The 20,150-nt window shown below is 62.8% G+C and carries 16 protein-coding genes; 3 read left to right on the forward strand and 13 right to left on the reverse strand.

The features are described from left to right. The first annotated feature begins 281 nt into the window (after nucleotides 1-281). Nucleotides 282-1,583: a glycosyltransferase 87 family protein gene (locus M1P90_RS10940; protein WP_483702661.1), complete on the forward strand. Its 1,302-nt coding sequence runs from the start codon at nucleotides 282-284 to the stop codon at nucleotides 1,581-1,583. A gap of 92 nt (nucleotides 1,584-1,675) precedes the next feature. On the opposite strand, the gene M1P90_RS10945 is transcribed toward M1P90_RS10940, so the two are convergent. Both M1P90_RS10945 and M1P90_RS10950 read right to left on the reverse strand, forming a co-directional pair. Next, nucleotides 1,676-2,044, reverse strand: a complete 369-nt coding sequence (locus M1P90_RS10945; protein WP_483702662.1) for a VOC family protein — start codon at nucleotides 2,042-2,044, stop codon at nucleotides 1,676-1,678. Nucleotides 2,045-2,097: 53 nt separating this feature from the next. Continuing rightward, nucleotides 2,098-3,357 (reverse strand): glycosyltransferase, encoded by a 1,260-nt coding sequence (locus M1P90_RS10950; RefSeq protein ID WP_483702663.1) that lies wholly within the window; start codon nucleotides 3,355-3,357, stop codon nucleotides 2,098-2,100. Nucleotides 3,358-3,674: 317 nt separating this feature from the next. Between M1P90_RS10950 and M1P90_RS10955 the strand changes: the two genes are divergently transcribed. Together M1P90_RS10955 and M1P90_RS10960 are read left to right on the forward strand one after the other, a co-directional pair. Then, the gene (locus M1P90_RS10955; protein WP_483702664.1) at nucleotides 3,675-4,604 is read left to right on the forward strand and encodes a trypsin-like serine peptidase; all 930 of its coding nucleotides are present in this window, start codon (nucleotides 3,675-3,677) and stop codon (nucleotides 4,602-4,604) included. A gap of 170 nt (nucleotides 4,605-4,774) precedes the next feature. Further along, nucleotides 4,775-5,560, forward strand: a complete 786-nt coding sequence (locus tag M1P90_RS10960) for a hypothetical protein (protein ID WP_483702665.1) — start codon at nucleotides 4,775-4,777, stop codon at nucleotides 5,558-5,560. 94 nt (nucleotides 5,561-5,654) lie between these two features. Here the strand turns inward: M1P90_RS10960 and M1P90_RS10965 are convergent, their stop codons facing one another. From M1P90_RS10965 to M1P90_RS11015, 11 genes are all read right to left on the reverse strand, one after another. Further along, nucleotides 5,655-6,761 carry an alginate lyase family protein gene (locus M1P90_RS10965; protein WP_483702666.1) on the reverse strand — a complete coding sequence of 369 codons (1,107 nt, stop codon included), beginning with the start codon at nucleotides 6,759-6,761 and terminating at the stop codon, nucleotides 5,655-5,657. A gap of 294 nt (nucleotides 6,762-7,055) precedes the next feature. Further along, nucleotides 7,056-7,493: an SRPBCC family protein gene (locus M1P90_RS10970; RefSeq protein WP_483702667.1), complete on the reverse strand. Its 438-nt coding sequence runs from the start codon at nucleotides 7,491-7,493 to the stop codon at nucleotides 7,056-7,058. Nucleotides 7,494-7,838: 345 nt separating this feature from the next. Beyond that, nucleotides 7,839-8,390 (reverse strand): hypothetical protein, encoded by a 552-nt coding sequence (locus M1P90_RS10975; RefSeq protein ID WP_483702668.1) that lies wholly within the window; start codon nucleotides 8,388-8,390, stop codon nucleotides 7,839-7,841. A 126-nt stretch (nucleotides 8,391-8,516) separates the two neighbouring features. Further along, on the reverse strand, nucleotides 8,517-8,768 hold the full coding sequence (locus M1P90_RS10980) for a DUF4242 domain-containing protein (RefSeq protein ID WP_483702669.1): 252 nt from the start codon (nucleotides 8,766-8,768) through the stop codon (nucleotides 8,517-8,519). Nucleotides 8,769-9,022: 254 nt separating this feature from the next. Next, entirely contained in the window at nucleotides 9,023-11,629 is a 2,607-nt protein-coding gene (locus M1P90_RS10985) for a LuxR C-terminal-related transcriptional regulator (protein ID WP_483702670.1), read from the reverse strand. A 106-nt stretch (nucleotides 11,630-11,735) separates the two neighbouring features. Then, on the reverse strand, nucleotides 11,736-12,626 hold the full coding sequence (locus tag M1P90_RS10990; RefSeq protein ID WP_483702672.1) for an MOSC domain-containing protein: 891 nt from the start codon (nucleotides 12,624-12,626) through the stop codon (nucleotides 11,736-11,738). 109 nt (nucleotides 12,627-12,735) lie between these two features. Continuing rightward, nucleotides 12,736-13,740 (reverse strand): LacI family DNA-binding transcriptional regulator, encoded by a 1,005-nt coding sequence (locus tag M1P90_RS10995; RefSeq protein ID WP_483702674.1) that lies wholly within the window; start codon nucleotides 13,738-13,740, stop codon nucleotides 12,736-12,738. Nucleotides 13,741-13,832: 92 nt separating this feature from the next. Continuing rightward, complete coding sequence (locus M1P90_RS11000; RefSeq protein WP_483702675.1) at nucleotides 13,833-14,660, reverse strand: response regulator transcription factor; 828 nt, start codon at nucleotides 14,658-14,660, stop codon at nucleotides 13,833-13,835. Between the two features lie 31 nt (nucleotides 14,661-14,691). Next, nucleotides 14,692-17,238, reverse strand: coding sequence for a PAS domain-containing sensor histidine kinase (locus M1P90_RS11005; protein WP_483702677.1), 2,547 nt, complete (start codon nucleotides 17,236-17,238; stop codon nucleotides 14,692-14,694). Between the two features lie 302 nt (nucleotides 17,239-17,540). Further along, on the reverse strand, nucleotides 17,541-19,544 hold the full coding sequence (locus M1P90_RS11010; protein ID WP_483702678.1) for a S8 family peptidase: 2,004 nt from the start codon (nucleotides 19,542-19,544) through the stop codon (nucleotides 17,541-17,543). Nucleotides 19,545-19,725: 181 nt separating this feature from the next. Continuing rightward, nucleotides 19,726-20,145 carry a nitroreductase family deazaflavin-dependent oxidoreductase gene (locus M1P90_RS11015; protein WP_483702680.1) on the reverse strand — a complete coding sequence of 140 codons (420 nt, stop codon included), beginning with the start codon at nucleotides 20,143-20,145 and terminating at the stop codon, nucleotides 19,726-19,728. Nucleotides 20,146-20,150: the final 5 nt, after the last annotated feature.

Here is a 20,150-nt window from a genome sequence, read left to right on the forward strand (position 1 = left end):
ACGAGCGACGACCAGAAGAATGAACCGCAAAGAGCGCAAAGGTCGCAAAGAGTTGAATATTCGCAGGTTTGAAGGCCCTTGCCGACTGCATATTGCCTCCTGCCAACTGCATACTGCCAACTGCATACTGCCACCCCTTCACCTTGTCACCTTGTCATCTCTGCATCCCCTCAATGCCCGATATGCGCTACGCTTCGGCAGCAACCTGCAACTTGGCAACCTGCAACCTGCAACATAAGCAAAATCTGGTATGATACGCGCTCATTGATGTGCGAGGAACGATGCGCGCGAAACTCCGCGAAAACCCACGCCTGCTGGCCCTGCTGCTGATTGGCGCACAGGCAATTGCGCTGCTGCTGGTGGCGCTGCTGACGCTGCCCGGGGTAGCGCAGTGGCACGCGCTCGACCTGTCGATCTACTTTGTCGACGCGCGCAACACCCTGGGTGGCTGGCAGCCCTACACGCAGTTCAAGCTCGAATACCCGCCGCTGGCGCTGCTGCCCTTTCTCGGCCCATTTCTGCTGGCTGGCGGAAAGAGGCTCCTGTTTACGCAGTTCGCCTTCCTGTTTCTCTTGCAGAGCGCACTGTTCAGCACGCTGATCGCCTGGGCGATTGCGCGAACTGCGGCGCTGGCGTGGCCTGGGCGCACGCCCGTGGGGGTGCTCGCGCTGTATGGGCTGCTGGTCGCGATCAGCGCGCCACTGCTGCCGTGGCGCTACGATCTGTTCCCGGCCATGCTGGTGGCGCTGGCGCTGTGGGCGGTGTTTGCGGATCGGCCCGCGCTGGCTGGCGCGCTGCTGGGATTAGGAGTGGCCGCCAAGCTCTACCCGATTGTGCTGCTGCCGATCGCAGGGGCGTATTATGTGGCTGGCAGGAGCTGGCGCGCGCTGGGGCGGCTGGCGCTGGGCACCGCCGCCGCGCTGCTGGTGGCGCTGCTGCCGTTTGTGCTCACCTCGGCCGGCGCGATGATCGAGTTTTTGCGCTACCACCAGCAGCGCGGCTTGCAGATCGAAAGCCTGCCGGCCGGGCTGATCTTGCTGGCGCATGTGCTGCTCGGCACGCGCGTGGGGCTGGGCTTTAATTTTGGCGCGCTGCACCTGGTTTCGCCGCTGGCGGATGCCGCGCTGCGCTGGCTGATGCCGCTCTTTGCCGCGGCCTATGGTACAGTGCTGCTGCTTGCGTTTACACGCTTTCGCCACGAGCATCGCGAAGGCCGGAGCATCGCGCCCGCCACGCTGATCAACTTCCTGCTGGCCGGGCTGCTGGCCTTTGTGGCGACGAACAAGGTCTTTTCGCCGCAGTACATCATCTGGCTGCTGCCATTTGCGCCGCTGCTGCGCCCGCGCCTCGCTGCGCTGCTGGTGGGCATCACTGCCGCCACCATCGCGCTGTTCCCCTACGATTATGCCGACCTGCTGGCGCTGCACGATGCGCCGGTGCTGCTGCTGAATGCGCGCAATGGGCTGCTGCTGGCGCTGCTGCTTGCGCTGCTTGCCCCCTACCTGCCGCGCCTGGCTGCGTGGCGCCGCCCGCCCCAGCACACAAGCGGCAACGCCACGCGCCCAACGCTCCCCAACGATTAGAAAAGCTCGGCTGGCGTTCCGTTTCCGCTTGCCGAGACGAAGGGCGAATAACCACGCTGGCTTCGCCCTTCGTCAATATTCTTCCTGACGGACTAGCCCAGCGCCTCCACAAACACAATCGAGTTGTTGTCGGGGTCGAGCACCGTCACCACGGCGGCATCGCCAGCCTGCGCCTCGTCGTACAGTGTGCCGCCAGCAGCCAGCGCCCGCTCGACCGTGCCGGCCAGATCGGGCACGGTGAAGCTGAGCTGGTGGCGGCTGCGGTCGGCCTGCACGCCCGCAAGCTCTTCGGGGCAAACCACAAACGTTGTGCCCAGCAGTGTGCCGCGGTAGACGGTGGTATCCTGCAGCGGCACCGGCTCCAGCTCGGCGTCGAACACCGCATTGTAGAAGCGCACCACCGCCTCGATATCAACGGCGGCCTGCGTGATCTGGGCCAGGGAAAATGCGCGATCGGCCATGGTCGTGCTCCTTGCTAATTCACTCCGTTCGTGTTCAGAATAGCACAAACGAGCTAGTATCGCAATGGCTGGCGGGCTGCGCAGAAGCGCCCGATCCACGCCACGGCGCTAGCCACGCCATCCTCGGCGCGGATGCGCTCGCCCAGCGCAGATGCGTTTGCCACAAAGCGCGGCGTAGCCAGCAGCGCGTCGATTCGCTGTGCCAGCGTGTCGGCGCTGAGCTGCCCACGCGGCAGCGGGCGCGGCCCAACGCCCAGCTCGAATACGCGCCGACCCCAGAACGGCTGATCGGCCATATGCGGCACGACCAGTGTGGGCTTGCCAGCTGCAAGGCCAGCGGCAGTGGTGCCCGCGCCACCATGATGCACCAGCGCAGCCATGCGCGGGAACAGCCATTCGTGTGGCACGCTTGCCAGCGGAAAGATCGAGTCGGGCAGGTCAGCGCCATTGGCCGCGCCGCCCCAGCCACGCGCCACCACCGCACGGCGACCCAGCCGCTCCAGCGCCGCCGCCGCCAGCGCCGTGATGCGGGCCGGGTCGCTGCTGGGCATGCTGCCAAAACCCAGGTAGATCGGCGGGTCGCCGGCTGCGAGAAAGCGCAGGAGCTCGGGCGGCGGCGCGGCGGGCTCGTGCAGAAACCAGTAGCCCGTGGTGTGGGCGTTTACGTCGGGGATGGGCGGCACAACATGTGGGCTGATTGCGTAGAGCGCGGGGATGGCGCGGGCCAGGCGGCGATATTCGCGCGCGCCAATCATGGGCAGGCCCAGGCGGGCGCGCAAGCCAGGCACCACTTCGCCCGCCACCGACCACGCGAACTGCTCGGCCAGCAGGCCCGCCCACAGGTTGAACACGCTGCTGGCCTGCGGGCGCGGCGCCAGGATGCTGGCCGCGCCAACCCGCGTTGCGCGGTAGGGTTGCAGCGCCGTGCTGATCTGCGGGATGCCACGCGCCGCGCACACTGCCTGCGCCAGCGGCTCGGCCGTAAAACCGCTGAGCACCAAGTCGGCGCCTTCCAGCCCGGCAATCGTGTCTTCGATCATGCGCTCGCGCTGGCTGCGCAGCAAGGCCCGCATTGCTCGCAGCTCGGCGGGCGGGTTGGGCGCCTCGACCCAGGCCAGGCCACCCGCGCTGCGCATCAGCGCTTCCATATCCAGCGTTGGGTAGATCTCCAGCCCATACGACTCGATCCACGCCGCGAAGTTTGCGCCCGCCAGCAGGCGCACGCCATAGCCGGCCGCCCGCAGCGCCACGCCAAGCGCGATCATTGGCTGAACATCGCCGCGCGTTCCCGAGGCAAAGAGCACAATCTGCACAATTCCTCCAAAATGGTGTTCGAATTTTAGTACTTGCAGCGTTTAGTTTCATGGAAGCCCGAAAAGCAATCAAAATAATACCGCTGTTCGCTAACCTGCATTTAATAATGAATGCAGTGTCAGCCAGGCTATGTGGCATCTGGATTGTAATGTTCCTCGCCTGCGAGATCAAACAATCATTTGCTACATTTCCTGCTCTGATCGAGGGATCACTATATACAGCATAGCGTTTTAGTGTGTACGTTGCTTTCGGCACTCCAAACACAACCGCCCGCACTGTTTCGAGAATGGATGTTTCGATTTTGCAAGGAGGAAGTATGCGAACCCGGCTTTTCATCGTCACTATGCTGTCGCTCATGCTCATGGCGCTGGCCGCCGCGCCGGTCGGCGCGCAGCCGCAGCAAGCAACCGGCCCAGCAAACAACCCGAATGCCATTGCCGCAAGCGATGGCGTGGTGCCGATGAACATTGCCAACCAGGCCGCAACCGTTGGGTTTTCACCACCAGCAACTGGCACTGGCATTGTGACCAATAACCAGCCGCTGCTGCTGCCCAATCTGCCGAGCGTTGAGGTTAAAACCGGCGGCGCGCCAGAAAGCATTATTGGCGTTGATACGCGCTTCCCGATCGCGCTGACCACGGAATACCCCGCACGCACGATTGCCCTGATGACCCTGACGGGCGGGCGCTGTACTGCCTGGATGATCGGGCCCGACACTGCGGTTACCGCTGGCCACTGCGTCTTCGACGCCGGCAGGTGGTCGACGAACGTGCGTGTGTACCCCGGATTCACTGGCACCACAGCGCCGTTTGGCGGATGTGTCGCCCGCCGCCTGTACTCCGTGCTGGGGTGGACGCGGGACGGAAATCCAAACTACGATTATGGTGCAGTGAAACTCAACTGCGCTATCGGTAACCGCGTGGGCTGGCTGGGTTTACGCCCACAATCCACCTCGCTGGTGGATCAGACCGCGTTCGTCCAGGGCTACCCCGGCGACAAGCCCTTAACGCAGTGGGCCAGCCGCGACACAGTTCGCCTGAACACGCCATACAAAATGTTTTACCCGAATGATACGGTCGGTGGCCAGAGCGGTGCGCCAGTTTACAACCGCACACTCGCATGTAATCCGTGCGCCATTGGCATCCATACGACTGGCGTCGGTCTGTTTGGTGTCGGGCTGAACTCGGGCACGCGCATTATTCCACAAGTGTTCAACAATCTGATTGCGTGGCGGAACGCGCTGTAGCTGGCTGGTGTGGGTTCCTCCGAGGGTGCGCGATTAACCGCGCACCCTCGGATTATGTTGGCGAGCATGTGCGGCATAGGGTGCAGCCAGGAAGCTCAGGAACAAACCTCCGCCTGTTCGCGTCTTGCTTGCAACAGGCTCGCCAGTACGGCAGCAGAAAGGATACAACGATGCGTTCGATTCTTGTGAGCGTTGCAATTCTTGGTATCGGGCTTTTGCTGTGCGCCGCCTGTGGCGCCCCAGCCAGCGGAAGGTCCGAAGGAACAGCGACCAATCCACCCGCAAGCGCCGCGCAACCTGCGAGCAGCGACCCACAAGCCGATGCGCCCGTCAGCAGCGATAACGGTGGCGTTTCCAGCCCCAGCAGCGGTGGCGGCAGCAATCCAGGCAATGCGGGCGGACAGGCCAGCGAGCCAGGCAGCGCGGGCGGCACTGGCAATGTAAACGAACTTCCCGGCTCACCTGGCAGCGCGGGCGACCCAAACAGCGGTGTTGCGGGTGGGGCGGATGGCAGCGCAAACAACCCCGACGCGAGCCCCGTGCCACCAGCCGCGTGGAAAATACTGCGCGACACCACCCTGGGCTTTGCGATCAGCTACCCCGACGTTCTGACTCCGAACGAGGCACCCGGCGCGCAGGCAGATGCCCTGCGCAGCCTGCACTTCCTTGACGCAGCACGGGCGAACCAGCCCGGCGGCGATTTCCCGCAGTTCAGTATCGATGTCTTCAATAACCCCGGCAAGCTCAGCCTTGACCAGTGGCTGAATGCGAACGCGAACGACGGCACGCGCCAGGCCATGACGATCGACAATCAGCAGGGCTACCAGGTAACGCTGCCGATTGAAATAGCGCCCAACCAATTCTACTATGTGATCAGCGGCGAGCGCGTGTACAAGCTAACACCCCTTGGCGAATACGGCCAGCAGATGTTGCAGTCGTTCAAGCTCCAGCCCTAGCGGGGTGCAGGTTGCAGTTCGTCAATTTGTTTTACGCACAGCACAGGGCCGCGTCTTTCGACGCGGCCCTGTGCTGTGCGGAAAAAGGCCTTTCTTAGAATGGGATGCCGCTCGTCAGGGTCGTCCAGCGCACTGCCGAGTGACCATCCGCGCCATACGGCCGGCGCTTCTGGATGATCGGCTTGTAGGCCGGGTTCTGCCAGTGCTGGTAGGCAATTTCCCACAGCGGGTGGATGGTGCTGGATGCACCCGCCGACCACGGCCACGCGCTTGGGTTCAGCACATACGGGGCCACATAGTCCACCGCCAGCTTGAAGCGGCCGTAGCTCCACAGGTCCACGCCGCGCCGCTCGGCAATAATGGCCGCCGCGATCTTATAGTCGAGCGCTTCCTGTGTGTAGTTCAGGCCGCTGGTGCCGCGCCGGGTTTCTTCAGGAATGTGGCCGTCAGCGGCAATCAGGTCGACCAGCGACTTCCACTTGGCAACCGCTGCCGAGAAGCCAGCCGCGTCGCCCAGGTAGTCGGTCGCGGCGATGCGCAGGAAGGTGCCGGCGTCGCCCCAGTTGTTGGTGCGCGTGGAGGCGGTGGGCAGGATGACCGTGCGCAGCCAGCTGCGGAAGGCGGTGTCGTCGGCGGCCGAGAGCGCGCCCGACGGCTTGATCAGGTTGGCGGCGAAGACAAAGCCCGGCGCGGCGCGGCTGATGATCAGCGAGGTCTGGCACGAGCCACTGTTCGGGCAGGCGTTGACCGTGGTTTTGGTCGTGTTCACCCACGCCATAATATAGTCGCGCGACTTCTGGGCGTACTTCGCGTCGCCGCTGGTGCTGTAGGCCAGCGCCAGGCCGTAGGCCGCTGCTGTGTCGTCCACAAACGGGCCAGTCGTGCCCGAAATGTTCAGCGGCTCCTGCGGGGCTGGGTTGCTGCTGAGCTTGCCATTCGCAAAGCTCGCGACATTGCTAAACGCCGATTTATATGGCTCAACGCCCTGGCTCGCCAGCGTTTTGCGCTGCGCCAGCTCAAGCGCGCTGCCCAGGTAGCCGCCGGTACTCGGCTGGACGAGCACGGCGTTCGTGGTAGCGGCGCTGCTGGCATCCGGCCAGGCAATAATTCCAAGGCACACTCCGCTCAGCAGAATAATGCAGGCGGTAATACTCATCACATATTTGCGGGCTGCGTTGCGGGCAATGGCGTGTGCGTGCATTCGGGGTGCTCTCCTTAGTAGTGGAACGGCGTTGTTGTTACAGGTGTGTTAACCGTTCCTTAACTTGTGGAAAGCATAGCAGTTGCCGCCCGGCACGGCTACGCAAAAATGTTCGCCCGATGTTCAGGCGCAGGTGCAATTGTTAAAAAGCAGTTAATTAGGCATACCGAACGCTTCGATCGCCAGCTACGCACCTGCCTCGTAGGGCTGAACATGTGCCAGCAGCGCTTGCCGCCCGTGCCAGCGCGTGCTGCCGCCTGGTAGAAATACACAGGCCCCGCCCGCGTGGCTTGGCTACTCCTGGGCACGTATCAGGCGCTGCAATGCGTCAAGTGCTGCGGTGAAATGCGCCCGCCGCTCTTCACGCGCCGCCGCGTCGGGCAGGTGCTCCTGGTGAAAGGCCAGCACGCTTTGCGCGCCACCCGGCAGCACGCGCACCTGAATCGTCGAGGCGCGCGGCCAGTCGCCTGGCTGCCAGCTCAGCCGGACATGCGAACCAGGCCGCAGCACGCGCACCTCGCCCTGCGCGCCGTCGTCGAGCGCATAGGCCGCGCCCGGTTCCAGCGCGAAATCCGGCCCCGCGCCCAGCCACGCGCGCCGCCCTTCCGCCGACGTGACCAACAGCCACAGGGTCTCAGCCGGCACCGGCAGCGTGCGGCGCACCCCAATCTCAAAACCAGCGTCGCGCGTTTCCCCAACGCTGCGCTGCGGGCGTAAGTGAACTTTTGCCATGCGACCAATTCCTTTCATTTGCTGCTCTCACATCATTATGTATACCAAACAGCACAACCGAGTAAGTTCTATAGGACTTACGCAGTTGCGCTGTTTGGCATTTGAACGCTGTGCTTTTCGCCTGCGGCAGCAAGGTAAAAACGATCATTTTTGTGTGCAGTTTTTCCGCGCGTAGCGCGGAAAAACTGCACACAAAGAGAAAATCGAGTACCGCTCTGCCGAAGGCTCAGCAGACCAACTGCGTAAGTCCTATTCTAATTATATTGCCAACGGCAAAATAGACGAAAGACAAAGAGCCAAATGGCCCTTCGTCTTTCGTCTCTGCGAACCTCAGCCGGGCTGGATTTAGTGATGCGCCATATCGCCGCTGAAATCTTCGCACGACACGCGGGTGTTAAAGTCGGCGAACATACCACTGGGGTTGCTCTTCCACGCCCACACATGCAGCTCGTAGAAGGCCGGCAGGCGATAGCGGTTGGGCGCGCCCACGAAGTTGAACATCTGGCCCATCAGCACGGGCGGCGCGTCGTTCTTGGCATTCCACGCATCGGCCAGCACCAGGTATTCAACGCCCAGCAGCTCCATTTTGCCGTTCTTCGGCTCGTACATCAGCACCTCGGGGTGCGCCGCGTCAATCGCGCCATCGCCCACCAGGCTGCCATTGGCGAAGTGAATGCCCATTGCGCCTTCCTGCGCGCCGCTGGTGCAGCCGTGGAACATTCCATAGCCGGCAGCCGTCGCCTTGCCCACATCCTTGAACGGCCCAGTCGCCTGCCGCACTGCCGCCACCAGCGTGGCCGGCTTGCTGCTCTCGGCCGAGCCAGCCATTGCCACCGAGCTTGCCACCACCAGCAGCGCACCGATCAGCGCGCTCACAATCACGATCTTCGTCTTCATGTCACCATTCCTTTATATACTACAGAGCGGGAAGGATTGAGCGCAGCGCATCGGGCGGCCGGCTCAATGATGCCGCTTGAAAGAAATAAGGGCCTGGCCGAAATGCCAGCCAGGCCCGCGTTTGCGCTACGAACCTTCCTGCACCTCGATGATCGCGTCGGCCGTCAGGCCGTGCGAGTCGCGGTGGACGGCATTGGCAGCCTCGGCGTCGGGAGCTTCGATCAGGCAGAAGACCTTGCCCGTGCCCTCGTTGAACCAGTAGTTCAGACACTTGACGCCGTAGCGATCCTGGATCTCCAGGTCGAGCCGGTGGGCGTTGCGAACGGCGTCGGCGGTCAGGCCCTCGATGTGCTCGTGTACGTCCATAAACAGTGCCATGGTGAGTGCTCCTTTTGAGTAGTGTACGCCGGATTTGGCGTGCTAACCGCAAAATCAGTCGTTCGGCAAGCATTGCTTGTTGCTTTTGCTTGTGCATCGCTTGCTGTGTTCGACGTGTTTACAATAGCAGTTTGCCGCCAGTTCGAATATCTACCAAACGGTAGAGCCGCCGGTAGATTTCTGCGCCTCTACCAGTCGTGGGCACAAAAAAGAGGGCGGCAGCGCCGCCCCCAAAGCAACCATTTCGCAATGATTTATGCCTTCAGCAAGCCTAATTCCTGCGCACGCACAATTGCCTGTGTGCGGTTAGCGACTTCCAGCTTGCGGTAGATATTAAGGGTGTGGGTTTTCACCGTGCCCGCGCCAATCACCAGCTGCGCCGCGATCTGCGGGTTGGTCAGGCCGGCAGCCAGCAGCGCCAGAATCTCGCGCTCGCGGAAGGTCAGGAAAGGCGAGATCGATGCCGCTTCGGCTACAGCAGGCCCCGCAGCCAGTGCGCGCTCCAGCAGCGCAGCTACAGCAGGATGTGTCAGCGCGGCGCCCGCTTCCCAGAGCGCCGCGTGTTCGCCTGGGCCGAACTGCGCCTGCAAACGCGCCGTCAGGCGCCTGGCCAGGGGCCAATCGCGCGCCCAACTGTGGCCGATGTTTGGCGCGGCGCAGGCCCAGCCCAGCAGGCGCAGTGCTGCTTCCGGATCGGTTTCTGCCAGCACAAAGGCGGCGCAGGGCGCGAGCCAGAGATTGATCGCCGGGTTGGCCGCCAGGTTGGAAGGGCGCAGCACCTGCTCCAGCGCGGCACGAGCCTGGGAAACACTGCCAAGCCCGCAAAACAGCGCCGCCAGCGCCCAGAAGTACAGCTGCATAGCGATTTTGTTGGTACTCTGGTAGCTCACCAGCGTGTGCAGGCGCCTCCCCTCGGCGTAATCGTCGCGCAGGCACGCCAGCACAATCAGCAATGCGCGGTTATAGGGCTCGAACACGCGCGAGTTTATCGCTTCCATGATCTCGCGCGAGTGCTGGGCGTGTTCCTGGCAGGCCGGGTAATCGCCGGTGCAGAAATCGTGCAGTGCCAAGAGGCTGAGCGCATAGGCGATCTGGTCGCGGTGGCCCATCTCGCTGGCGATTTCCAGCGCCTCGTTACAGTAGCGCAGGCCCGATGCATATTCGCCCGACAAAATATAGTCGGAGCCACGGTTGTACAGGCAGATCACCAGCGCATTATTGTTGTGCGTTTCGCGTGCCAGCCCCAGGCTCTGCTCGGTATAGTCGTTCGCGCGCTGCGTGTCGTTCAGGTTGTAGTACACAAAGCCGATCCGGTGCAGCACCCAGCACACATAATAGCGCTGGCCAATCGCCTCGAACAGATCGCGGCTGGCGTGCAGGTGCGGCAGTGTTTCGGCAAAACGTTGGGCGCTGATCAGCACATATGCCGATACGAGGTGGCAGAACGCCATTTCAAAGCGATTGTTCTCGCGCTCCGCAACCGCCAGCGCGCCGGCAATTGCTACCAGCACGGTGTCATGCTCGGCTTGGTACATCCAGTGCAAATAGCCCCAGCGGCGCACCAGCAGCTGGCTGCGCAAGATCTCGTCGCCGCCAGCCTGCGCAAGCCCCTGCTCGAACATCGGGATCGTTTCGCGGTAGTGGCTGCGCAAAAAGCCAAACAGGTACAAGCCATTCAGCATCTCGTACAAGCTGCTGGCCTGGTGGTGGGCAGCCCATTCCCACGCCATGCGAACATTCTCGAAATCGCGCTCGATCGCCTGCACAGCCGCAAGCTGCTGCGCCTGCTGAAGCTCGGCTTCCTGCTGGCGCATCCAGCCCGCAAAATACGCGCTGTGGCGTGCCAGATTCGCCGCCTGCTCGCCCAGCTCGTGGAGCTTCACGTTCGCATACTGGCGCAGCAGTTCGTGCAGCCCAAAGCGATTGCCTGCCACGCGCTGCACCAGCGATTTTTCGACCAGCGCGGCCAGCACCGGCAGCGACGCGCCCGCAACCTGCTCGGCCGCGGCGCTGTCGAAGCCGCCAGCAAAAACCGAAAGCCGCGCAAATGCCCGCGCTTCCTCGCCCGCCAGGAGTTGCCACGATTGCTCGAACACCGCGCGCATGCTGCGGTGGCGCTGATCAGCATTACGTGCCGACGTCGCAAGAAAATCGAAGTTGTGCTGCATTGCGCTGGCAATCTGGGTGGCGTTCAAACCTTTGAGCCAGGTCGCCGCCAGCTCGATGGCCAGGGGCAGGCCAGCAGCAAGCGCGCAAATGCGCACAATCGCCTTGTGCTCGCTGGCCGCGTCGAAATTGGGCCGAACGCGGCGGGCGTGCAGCAAAAACAAGCGCGCCGCCTCGTAGTCTTCGAGCGTCGCGACATACACGCTGCTCGGTACCGTCAGGCCTTGCAGTGGGTACAGCCATTCGGCCTGCAGGTTCAGCGCTTCGCGCGAGGTGGCCAGTACTTTCACGCCCAGCGCACAGTCCAGCAGCCGGTCAATCAGGTCGGCTCCGTCGAGCAGATGCTCAAAGTTGTCGAGCACTAGCAGCAGCGCTTTGTTTTGCAGAAATTCTTGCAACTGCTCGAAGGGCTCAGCCTCCCCATTGAAGGACATGCCCAGGGCGCGCGCAATTGCGCCCACCAGCAGCTTGCTGTGTGTCAGCGCCTGCAGATCGACAAAGGCGGTGCCATGCGAAAACTGCGCCTTCAGCAGGCGTGCGGCTTCGCTTGCCAGGCGGGTTTTGCCGCTGCCACCCATGCCAGTGATCGTCAGCAGCCGGCAATCGCCGCTGGCGAGGCGCGCCGTCACTTCGGCCAGCTCGCGTGTGCGGCCAACAAACGGTAGCGCGCTGGTGGGCATGCGTGTTCGATTCATATGCGCCTGCTCTGCCCGTTCCTGCTCAACAAGGCCAAGGTGCTCCGACGATCATAGAACGCGTGGCAGCATGCAAATTCGGCGCGACCGCCGGGCGGGTTCGCGCCTACTGACCGTTGTTCGGGCCGCCCAACAGCCGCAGCATATCGCCCACATGCACCGCGCCATCGCCCAGCGCGCCAGCGTAAATCCCCGCCACCGCATGAAAAATTTCGCCTGGCGCAGCAGTGACGCTGGCCGCCGCGTTGCTTTGCGCGATCGTGCGCAGAATGCCGGGGTCGCGCGGCAAGCCCCATTGCGGCAGAGTCGTGACGATGCAGCGCGGGCTGGGGTCGATTGCGCGCAGGCGCAAGCCCGAGCCGATCAGCAGTGTCTGTTCCAGCCAGGCATTCTCGGCAAACGCGGCCGCGCCGTGTGCGGGCGAAACGAGGATATTTGGCCGAAAGCGGCGCGCATCGAAATGACCCTCGGGGTAGAGCTCGTGCAGCGCGTCGAGTGTGGCTGTCGTCAGCAGGTGAATTGGCGCGTAATCGAAAAAAGTGCCCGGTGGCGCCGCGCCACCTAACGGCTCTCGCCTGATGAGTGGCGTCACGTCTGGCTGATCAGCCGGGGTGCGCTCGGCTTCGCGCATGGCCTGGGGTGGCGCTTCGGCGATCAGGGCCACATCGCGCCCGAGCGCCCGCGACAGAATGCGGTCGGCGTCGGGCTGCTCGCTGTGCAGGCGCGTGCCGTCGGGCAGGGTGATCCATACGGGTGGTGGAGGCGCGCCCGGCCGTGGCGGCTCGGCAAAGATTGCGCGGCAGGCAAGCAGCGTGGGCCACTTGCGTGGGTGTTTGGCACTGGCCACCAGGCCGGTCGCGCGATCCAGCACGGCGTAGGCGCGATCACCCAATAACCCGCTCGTGCCCACTGCGCTGGCGGGTAGCTCTTCGCCGCGCATTGATTTGACCGGGTAGCGCCACAATGCCACAACCGTACCCGCCGGAGGAAAACGCATAAAAACTCCGCTTGCCAGAATCGTTCGGGGATAGTATAGCGCGCCTGGGGAAGCTGCGCGCAGCATGCGGCAGGATTCAGGGGCCTGAATTCAGAAATGCCCGTGTTGCTCAGCGGTGCAGAGGGCAGGCCGACTCGCGAATGACGAGCTCGGTGCTGAGCGCGGGCATGGCGAAGGTGCGCCCTTCGAGGAGGTGGCGGATCGCCTGGCCAGCGGCGCAGCCCAGCTCAAAGGCGGGCTGGCGCACGGTGGTGAGCGGCGGGGTGGTATATGCCGAGCCAAGCAGGTCGTCGAACCCGACCAGCGACACATCTTCGGGCACGCGCATGCCGCGCCGGTAGAGGGCCAGGCGCGCGCCATAGGCCATCTGGTCGTTGGCGGCGAAAATGGCCGAAAACGCGGTGCCGCTGGCAAGCAGCGTTTCAACCGCCATCAGGCCCGAAAGCTCGGTGTAATCGCCCGCGATGATCAGATCTGGGCTGGCGCTCAGGCCGGCGGCGGCCAGGGCGCGCTCGTAGCCCGCCCGGCGGTCGCGGGCATCCTGGTGCAGCTCGGGGCCAGCAATATGCACAATGCGCCGGTGCCCCAGCTCGATCAGGTAGCGCGTCGCTTCTTCGGCCGCACCCATGTCGTCGATGCGCAGGCACTGGCGCTCCATCCCCTGCACCGAACGGCCGATCACAACCAGCGGCAGCTCAGCCGCCATCTGGCGCATCTGGGCGTCGGGCGTCACGCCGGCCAGCATAATCAGCGCATCGACGCGGCGGCCAGCCAGCAGATTGAGCGCGGCCAGCTCGGCATCGGTGTGCCAGTTGCCACTGGTGAACACGGCGTGGTAGTCGCTGCCGGCCAGCCCTTCTTCAATGCCGCGCAGAATATCGCCATAGAAGGGGCTGGCGATACTTTGCGTCAGCACGCCCACCGCGCGCGTGCGGCCCCACACCAGGCCCTGCGCGCTGGCGTTCGGGCGGTAGCGCAGCTTTTTCACGGCAGCATTTACCGCGTCGCGCTTGTCGTCGGCGACGGGTGTGTTGCCATTCAGCACGCGCGAAACCGTGCTCGGCGATACGCCCGCTTCGCGGGCAATATCCAGAATCGTTGGTGGGTTGGCCATAGCACTACGAATTATACACGGCCGCCAAGCCGTGTCAATTCGCAGCCCAGCTGCTCAAAAGCAAAAATACGAGATTAGTATGTGGTGTGTTGTTACAAGCTTTGTTCAGCCGCCGCGCGCTGCATCGTGTCGCCGCGCTGGGCCTCTGCCGGGTCGACCAGCATATAGCCTGCGCTGCGCACCGTCACAAGGTAGTCGGGCGGGAGCTTGCGCCGCAGGTTGCGAACGTGCGCGCGCAGCAGCACCTGGGCTTCGGCTTCTTCGGCCTCGTAGCCGTGGGTGTTGCGCACAATTTCGGCGCAGGGGAAGACACGTCCGGGCGTTTCGGCCAGGCAGCGCAAAAACGTGTACTCGATCGGCGTCATATGCAGGGGTGTTACGCCGAGGTTGGCCGTATGGCGAAACAGATCGAGCCGCAGGTTGCCGATCTGCAAAAAGCGCCCTGGCTCGTCGACTACATTCGCCGCAGCAGCTGGCGCAGGCGGCACCACTTCATCGGCCCCCTGGAATTCCTCGGCCAGCAGACGCATGGCCTGCAAGCGGCGCTGCTCAGACGCGCGGCGGCGCGCAGCTTTTTGTACACATTCGAGCAATTCCGCCGAGTTGCATGGCTTCAGCAGGTAATTATATGCGCCCGAGCGCAGCGCCGCCACGGCGCTTTCCAGCGAACCATAGCCCGTCAGCAGAATGACCTCGGGCGGGTTGCGCAGGCTACGCGCCACATTCAGCACCTCGACGCCATCGATCTCGCGCATGCGAATGTCGCTCACCACAACATCAAAGGCGTGCTGGCCAAGCAGTTCGATTGCCACCGTACCGTTCGGCGCAGGCGTCACTGTATAACCTTCTTCTTCCAGCAGGCTTGCGATCACCTGGCGGGTGATTGTTTCATCTTCGACCAGAAGAATATGTGCGGGCATAGCCTTGCTTCCTTTGAGATAGGGATACTACCTACGTATCGATGCTGCTGGCCACTGGCAGCCGAATGGTGAACGTTGTGCCTGCATCAAGAACGCTCTGCACGGACAGCGAGCCCTGATGGCGCTGCACAATTTTCTGGCACACGGCCAGGCCCATGCCAGTGCCGTCGGATTTCGTGGTGAAGAACGGCTCGAAAATGTGCGCCTGCAATTCTTTCGACATACCCTGGCCAGTGTCGGAAATTTCAATTGTGATCTCGTCGGGCGCGGGCCGGAAACGCGTGCGAAATTGCAGCTGGCCACCGTGCGGCATCGCCTGGGCCGCGTTCATCACCAGATTAATCAGCACCTGCGTGATCTCGTCGCCGTGGCACCACACCATCGGCAGCGAGCGCAGCGCATCGAATTCCACGGCCACGCCCTGCCGCGCTAGGGTGCTGCCCATCAGCAGCAGCACGCGTTCAATCAGCGCGTTGATATCGACGGGCGCGCGGCTTGGCAGCGCTGGTTGGAATACGTCGAGCAGCTGGCGCAGGATCTGCCCAACCCGAATGACTTCTTCGCGCGCGATCTGAAGATATTCGGCGCGGCGCTTTTCATTGGCGCGCTCGGCAATGTGCAGGCAGCTTTCTACCGCCTGCAAGGGGCTGTTGACTTCGTGCGCAACCGTCGCAGCCAGACGCGCGCTGGCGGCAAAGCGTTCCTGCTCGAGCACCTGTGCTTCGAGCTGGAGCCGCTCGGACACATCGGCCACATGGACGATCAGCTGCTCGGCAGCTTCCGCGCCGTTTGCAATCGGGAAAAGCGTGATATCCAGAATGCGTACCGCGCCGTCGGGCAGGGTATAGCGTTTGCGGCGGTGCTGGGGCTGGCCTTCGCGCAGGGCAGTTTGCGCTTCCTCCCACGAAAACGGCAGAAATTGCGTGGTCTCACTAAACTCCATCCAGTGCAGCCCCACCACATCGCTGGTGCGATCTTCGAGCAGCGCAGCGAAGCGATGATTGAGCGCCTGCACGCGACCCTGAGCGTCGAGCAGCAGCAAGCCATCCTGCAAGGCGTCGAGCAGCGTGCGCAAAAGATCACGGCTGCGCTGCAGCACGCGGTTGAGCGCTTCGGTTTGCAGTTCGGCGCGCTTGCGCTCGGTGATGTCGCGCAGCACCATCACAATTGAGTCGGAACCAGTGGTGCCAATGCGGATTTCAACGTTCCGAAAGCTGCGCCCGCGCTTCCACTGAGCCAGCAACTCGTCGCGCTGCTCGGCAGAAAGTATCCCTTCAATAACTAAAATTTCGCCAAGCAAGCGATAGTTTGCTGTATTTTGGGAGGAAATTTGCAGCGCGCGAACATGCTCAAACTGTTCGCGGGTAATCACTTGTCGCGCCAGCAGATAATCGCCAAAATGCTGGGGAAGCGCATATTCAGCGCCCAACGGCTCTTCATTAGGCTGCAACGCACGAATTCGATCAAGCAAGGCTGCATTGATTGGCAGAACTGCATTAATTGGTTTGCCAACCTGTAAAGTATCAAATGGTAATTCGGAGGCCAGGTGAGAATTTTTGAAGCCAAGAATTGTGCCATCCTGGCCCAAGTGGATGATTGTATCGGGGATGGCAGCCAGCATGGCGCGGTTGCGCGCTTCGCTGGCGCGCAGCTCACGTTCGGCCTGTTTCCGCTCAGTAATATCGCGCACTGTCATCAACACCTGTTCTTCGGCGCAGCCAGCAATCCGCGCCTCATAGTCGCGCTGGCCGCGCGGCATCACCAGGTTATACTCAAACACCTCAGGGCCACCAACCGCCAGGGCCTGCCTTATACGTATCTCCAGGGTTTCGGCCAACGGGGTGGGGAAGATCGTATAGATGGTGCTGCCCAGCATGTCCTCGGGCGGTAGCAGCAGATCATGCTGCTCGCTGGCATAAATATCGAGGAATGTGCCATCGCGCCGCAGCCGAAACATAAGATCAGGCATGCTGTTGAGCAGTGCCACAAACATATCGTTGGCAGTGGCAATTTCGGCGGTGCGCTCTTCGACGCGCTGTTCCAGCTCGTCGTTCAGGCTCTGCAGGCGCGCCTCGGCGGCTTTGCACTCGCTGATGTCGCGTATGATCGAGACGAATTGCAGGGTGCCATTGCGGCTAATCGTTTTGGTGGCAATTTCCAGCGGCACGGTTCGCCCGCTTTTGTGGCGCAGCGCCCCTTCGAAGCGCCCAACCTGATCGCCATTGGCGAGCCGGCGCATGCGCTCGGCTGATGCCAACTGATAGGCGGGCACAGCCAGATCGCTAGCTGAGGGTAATGCCAGCAGCTCCCCAAGCGAATAGCCGCTTATCTCACAAAGAGCATCGTTGGCATAAATAATCCTGCTGCCTTCACCCCATAGCACGCCTTCGCCCAGGTCGCTCAGGCCTTGCAGCAACATGGCGCAGCGATCATCGGCCAGAAAGGCAGCTGGGCCAGGAGCCGGCAAAGGGGGGATGGCAGCATCGGCAGGGCAGGCGTGTGCCTGCGCCGCCCGCCACAGTGCTGCTTGCTGGTAGCCGCCCAAACACGGGGCAGGGAAATCGAAGGGAATATCCATTGCGAAGATCCTGACGCGCCCACAAACATTCGGCCCGTTGCGGGGTTGCCGTCCATCATACGGCACCAGCAGGCGGTGGATTGCATCAGGAGTGTTGCAGCTTGATTGCGAAGCGGGTGTTTACGAGGAAGGTTCGTTCGGCGTGGCCGGTGGGTCGGTTATACCAACTCCGTTTCATTACCTTTGTTTTTCTGGTGCTGCATCCCGGCTTTGCCAGGGCGCAGCACCAGAAAAAGAAAATTCGGGGACGGCTTCGCCGCCCCCGAACCCCACAGTGTGCAAGTATTTCTGCGGATTTGGTATTAGAAGCCCTGAGCCACCGGCACGAACAGCAGGTTTCCCTGCGCCGGCGCAGTGGGTAGCGTTTCTTGCAGCAAGTAGGCCTGGGCCTGGTCGCGCCCAATTGTGGCGTTGGTCGCGCCCAGGAGCGTGAGCGTAATGCTGCTCTGCGCAGAGGCGGACGTGTCGGCGTTCAGCACGAGGGTTTGTGCAGTTGTGCCGGGCGCAAAGGTCAGTGTGCTCATTGCATCCTGGGTGGTGCCGGCGGTTGCGTAGTCGATAGCAATTGGCAGGCTGCTCGGGTTCGAGAGGCGCACGCTGAACTCGGCGCGCTGCCCGACAATCTGTGTGTCGTCGAGCAGGATCTCGGGCTCTGAGTCGTCGTTGCGAATGGTGGCGGCAGGGTCGCTGTTTTCCAGCACCACGCCATTCGGCTGGCTCAGGTGCAGGGTAAACTGCTCGTCGTCTTCGTATGTCACGTCGCCCTGCACCGGCACGGTAATCTGCGCGCTGGTTGCGCCGGCCGGGATGGTGAGCGTGCCACTTACCGGCGCAAAATCACTGCCGGCCAGGGCGGTGCCGTCGGCGCTGGCGTAGTGCAGCGACACGGGCTGCTGGCTCGCGGCCGAGAGCGCCACCGTGAAGGTGATGTCGTGGCTATCTGCATTGCCCTCGGCGGCGGTGGGCGCATCCACACTGGCGCGTGGCAGGCCCAGCAGCGCCGCCGCCGCAGCATCAACCTGGATGCGCGGGGTGGTGACGTTGTTGCGGGTGTCGGTGATTGGCACGCCAGTGCTGGCGAGCGCGGCCAGCACATCGTTCACGGTGGCGCTCGGCTTCTGTGATTTGAGGATGGCCCACGCGCCGGCCACGTGCGGCGCAGCCATCGAGGTGCCGCTCATCACGGCATAGCCACCCGGCACCGACGACTCGATGTTCTGGCCGGGGGCGAGCAAGCGCAGAAACGGGGCGCTGTTCGAGAACGAAGAAACTTTGTCGCTGGGCGCGTTGTAGCTGCCATCGCCAGTTGAGCCAACACTAATCGCGCTGGAGATGCAGGCCGGCGTAGCGAGGCCGGTGCTGCTGCCCTGGTTGCCAGCCGAAACAACGGTTGCGATATTCACCGAGCGCAGCAGGTCGATCGCGGACTTGCGCGTGTCGGTGTCGCAGTTGCTTGTATAGACACTGCCGCCGAGGCTCATGTTCACAGCGGCAATTGAAAATTGCGAGCGCAGCCCGTAGACATATTCCAGGGCCGCAAGCTGGTCGGAGGTGTAGGCGGCGACGCAGGGCGCGGGGGCCGAACCACAGTTTGTATCGAAGCGGGTGAACACCTGCACCGCAATCAGGGTTGCGTCGGGCGCAACGCCCGAGAAGGAAACGCTGCCAGTGGCGTGCCCTGCGGCGATCCCGGCCACATGGGTACCGTGGCTGCAACCATCGATCTGGCAATTCAGCCCTGCGCCCGCAGCCGTGGAGCTGCCGGCGCCGCCGGGGCACAGGCTCGTGCCCGCGCCCCGGCCATTTGCATCCGAAAAGCAGGCCTGCGCCACAACTTTGCCTGCCAGAAACGGGTGGCTCGCGTCGACGCCCGTGTCAAGAATTGCGATGGTCTGCCCTGCGCCGGTCATTCCATTCGACCATGCCGCCTGTGCTCCAATCGTGGCCGTGCTTTCGGCCAGGGTCGGAAACGTCAAAGCGTCGTCCACAATCGAGATACCGGCGACTGCGCTCTGGAACGATGCCAGCGAATTGGGGGTGGCATCAAAGGCCAGGCAGGGCAGATAGGTGTACGCGCGGTTGATTGAGGCACCCAGTGGGGCGAGCGCAGCGAGCATACGCTCTTGTGCCGCCTGGGCCACCTCGGCTTGATCGATGGCCCGCGCCTGCCCGGCTTCGCTGCGTACCTGCGCGCACGCAATAACAGGGCGTGCGTCGCCAGAAACTGCGGCAGCAGCCTCCGACGGCAGTGCGACCGCGAACAGGGCGGTCAGCAGGGAAACCAGGATTGTGATACGCGTGAACATCGATCAATTACCTTTGCAGTACATCACCATCAGTGCTGCAATGGTAGCTTTTTGCGCGCTGTAATTCTATGGAGAAGGGTGGGAGAGAATTGGGAGAGAATTGGGAGAGCAAAAACCTGCGGCCCACCGCAGCATGTCGCCATGCCAGGGTGGGCCGCAAAGAGAACCGGCTGAGGTGCAATCAGGCGATGCGTTCGAGCAGCACCGCCGGAATTTTGCGGTCGGTCTTGCGCTCGTAGTCGGCGAAGCCAGGGTTGCGCGCAACCATTTTGGCATACAGGCGGTCGCGCTCGGGGCCGTCTTCCACCACCGACGCGCGCGCCTGGAACTGCTCGGTGCCCATTTCCACCGTCACAAGCGGGTTGGACTTGACGTTATAGTACCAGTCGGGGTTGCTGGGCGCGCCGCCCTTGGAAGCAATGATCACAAGCGAATCGCCATCGTGCACATACGCCAGCGGGCTGATGCGCGGCTGGCCACTTTTCGCGCCAACGCTGTGCAGCAGCAGCAGTGGCGTGTTCGCAAAATACCCGCCGACTTTGCCTTCGTTCGCCCGAAATTCGTCGATGATCTTCTGGTTGAAGTTGTTTGCTTCGCTCATGTCCA

It is taken from the genome of Kouleothrix sp. 19917, from assembly GCF_057073505.1.

What these genes read in the sequence shown, in the direction of transcription:
- M1P90_RS11010 (WP_483702678.1), bottom strand. Translation starts at nt 19,544, where the DNA reads ATGTTCACGCGTATCACAATCCTGGTTTCCCTGCTGACCGCCCTGTTC.
- M1P90_RS10970 (WP_483702667.1), bottom strand. Translation starts at nt 7,493, where the DNA reads ATGGCAAAAGTTCACTTACGCCCGCAGCGCAGCGTTGGGGAAACGCGC.
- M1P90_RS10945 (WP_483702662.1), bottom strand. Translation starts at nt 2,044, where the DNA reads ATGGCCGATCGCGCATTTTCCCTGGCCCAGATCACGCAGGCCGCCGTT.
- M1P90_RS10965 (WP_483702666.1), bottom strand. Translation starts at nt 6,761, where the DNA reads ATGCACGCACACGCCATTGCCCGCAACGCAGCCCGCAAATATGTGATG.
- M1P90_RS11000 (WP_483702675.1), bottom strand. Translation starts at nt 14,660, where the DNA reads ATGCCCGCACATATTCTTCTGGTCGAAGATGAAACAATCACCCGCCAG.
- M1P90_RS11015 (WP_483702680.1), bottom strand. Translation starts at nt 20,145, where the DNA reads ATGAGCGAAGCAAACAACTTCAACCAGAAGATCATCGACGAATTTCGG.
- M1P90_RS10955 (WP_483702664.1), top strand. Translation starts at nt 3,675, where the DNA reads ATGCGAACCCGGCTTTTCATCGTCACTATGCTGTCGCTCATGCTCATG.
- M1P90_RS10990 (WP_483702672.1), bottom strand. Translation starts at nt 12,626, where the DNA reads ATGCGTTTTCCTCCGGCGGGTACGGTTGTGGCATTGTGGCGCTACCCG.
- M1P90_RS10980 (WP_483702669.1), bottom strand. Translation starts at nt 8,768, where the DNA reads ATGGCACTGTTTATGGACGTACACGAGCACATCGAGGGCCTGACCGCC.
- M1P90_RS11005 (WP_483702677.1), bottom strand. Translation starts at nt 17,238, where the DNA reads ATGGATATTCCCTTCGATTTCCCTGCCCCGTGTTTGGGCGGCTACCAG.
- M1P90_RS10995 (WP_483702674.1), bottom strand. Translation starts at nt 13,740, where the DNA reads ATGGCCAACCCACCAACGATTCTGGATATTGCCCGCGAAGCGGGCGTA.
- M1P90_RS10985 (WP_483702670.1), bottom strand. Translation starts at nt 11,629, where the DNA reads ATGAATCGAACACGCATGCCCACCAGCGCGCTACCGTTTGTTGGCCGC.
- M1P90_RS10960 (WP_483702665.1), top strand. Translation starts at nt 4,775, where the DNA reads ATGCGTTCGATTCTTGTGAGCGTTGCAATTCTTGGTATCGGGCTTTTG.
- M1P90_RS10940 (WP_483702661.1), top strand. Translation starts at nt 282, where the DNA reads ATGCGCGCGAAACTCCGCGAAAACCCACGCCTGCTGGCCCTGCTGCTG.
- M1P90_RS10975 (WP_483702668.1), bottom strand. Translation starts at nt 8,390, where the DNA reads ATGAAGACGAAGATCGTGATTGTGAGCGCGCTGATCGGTGCGCTGCTG.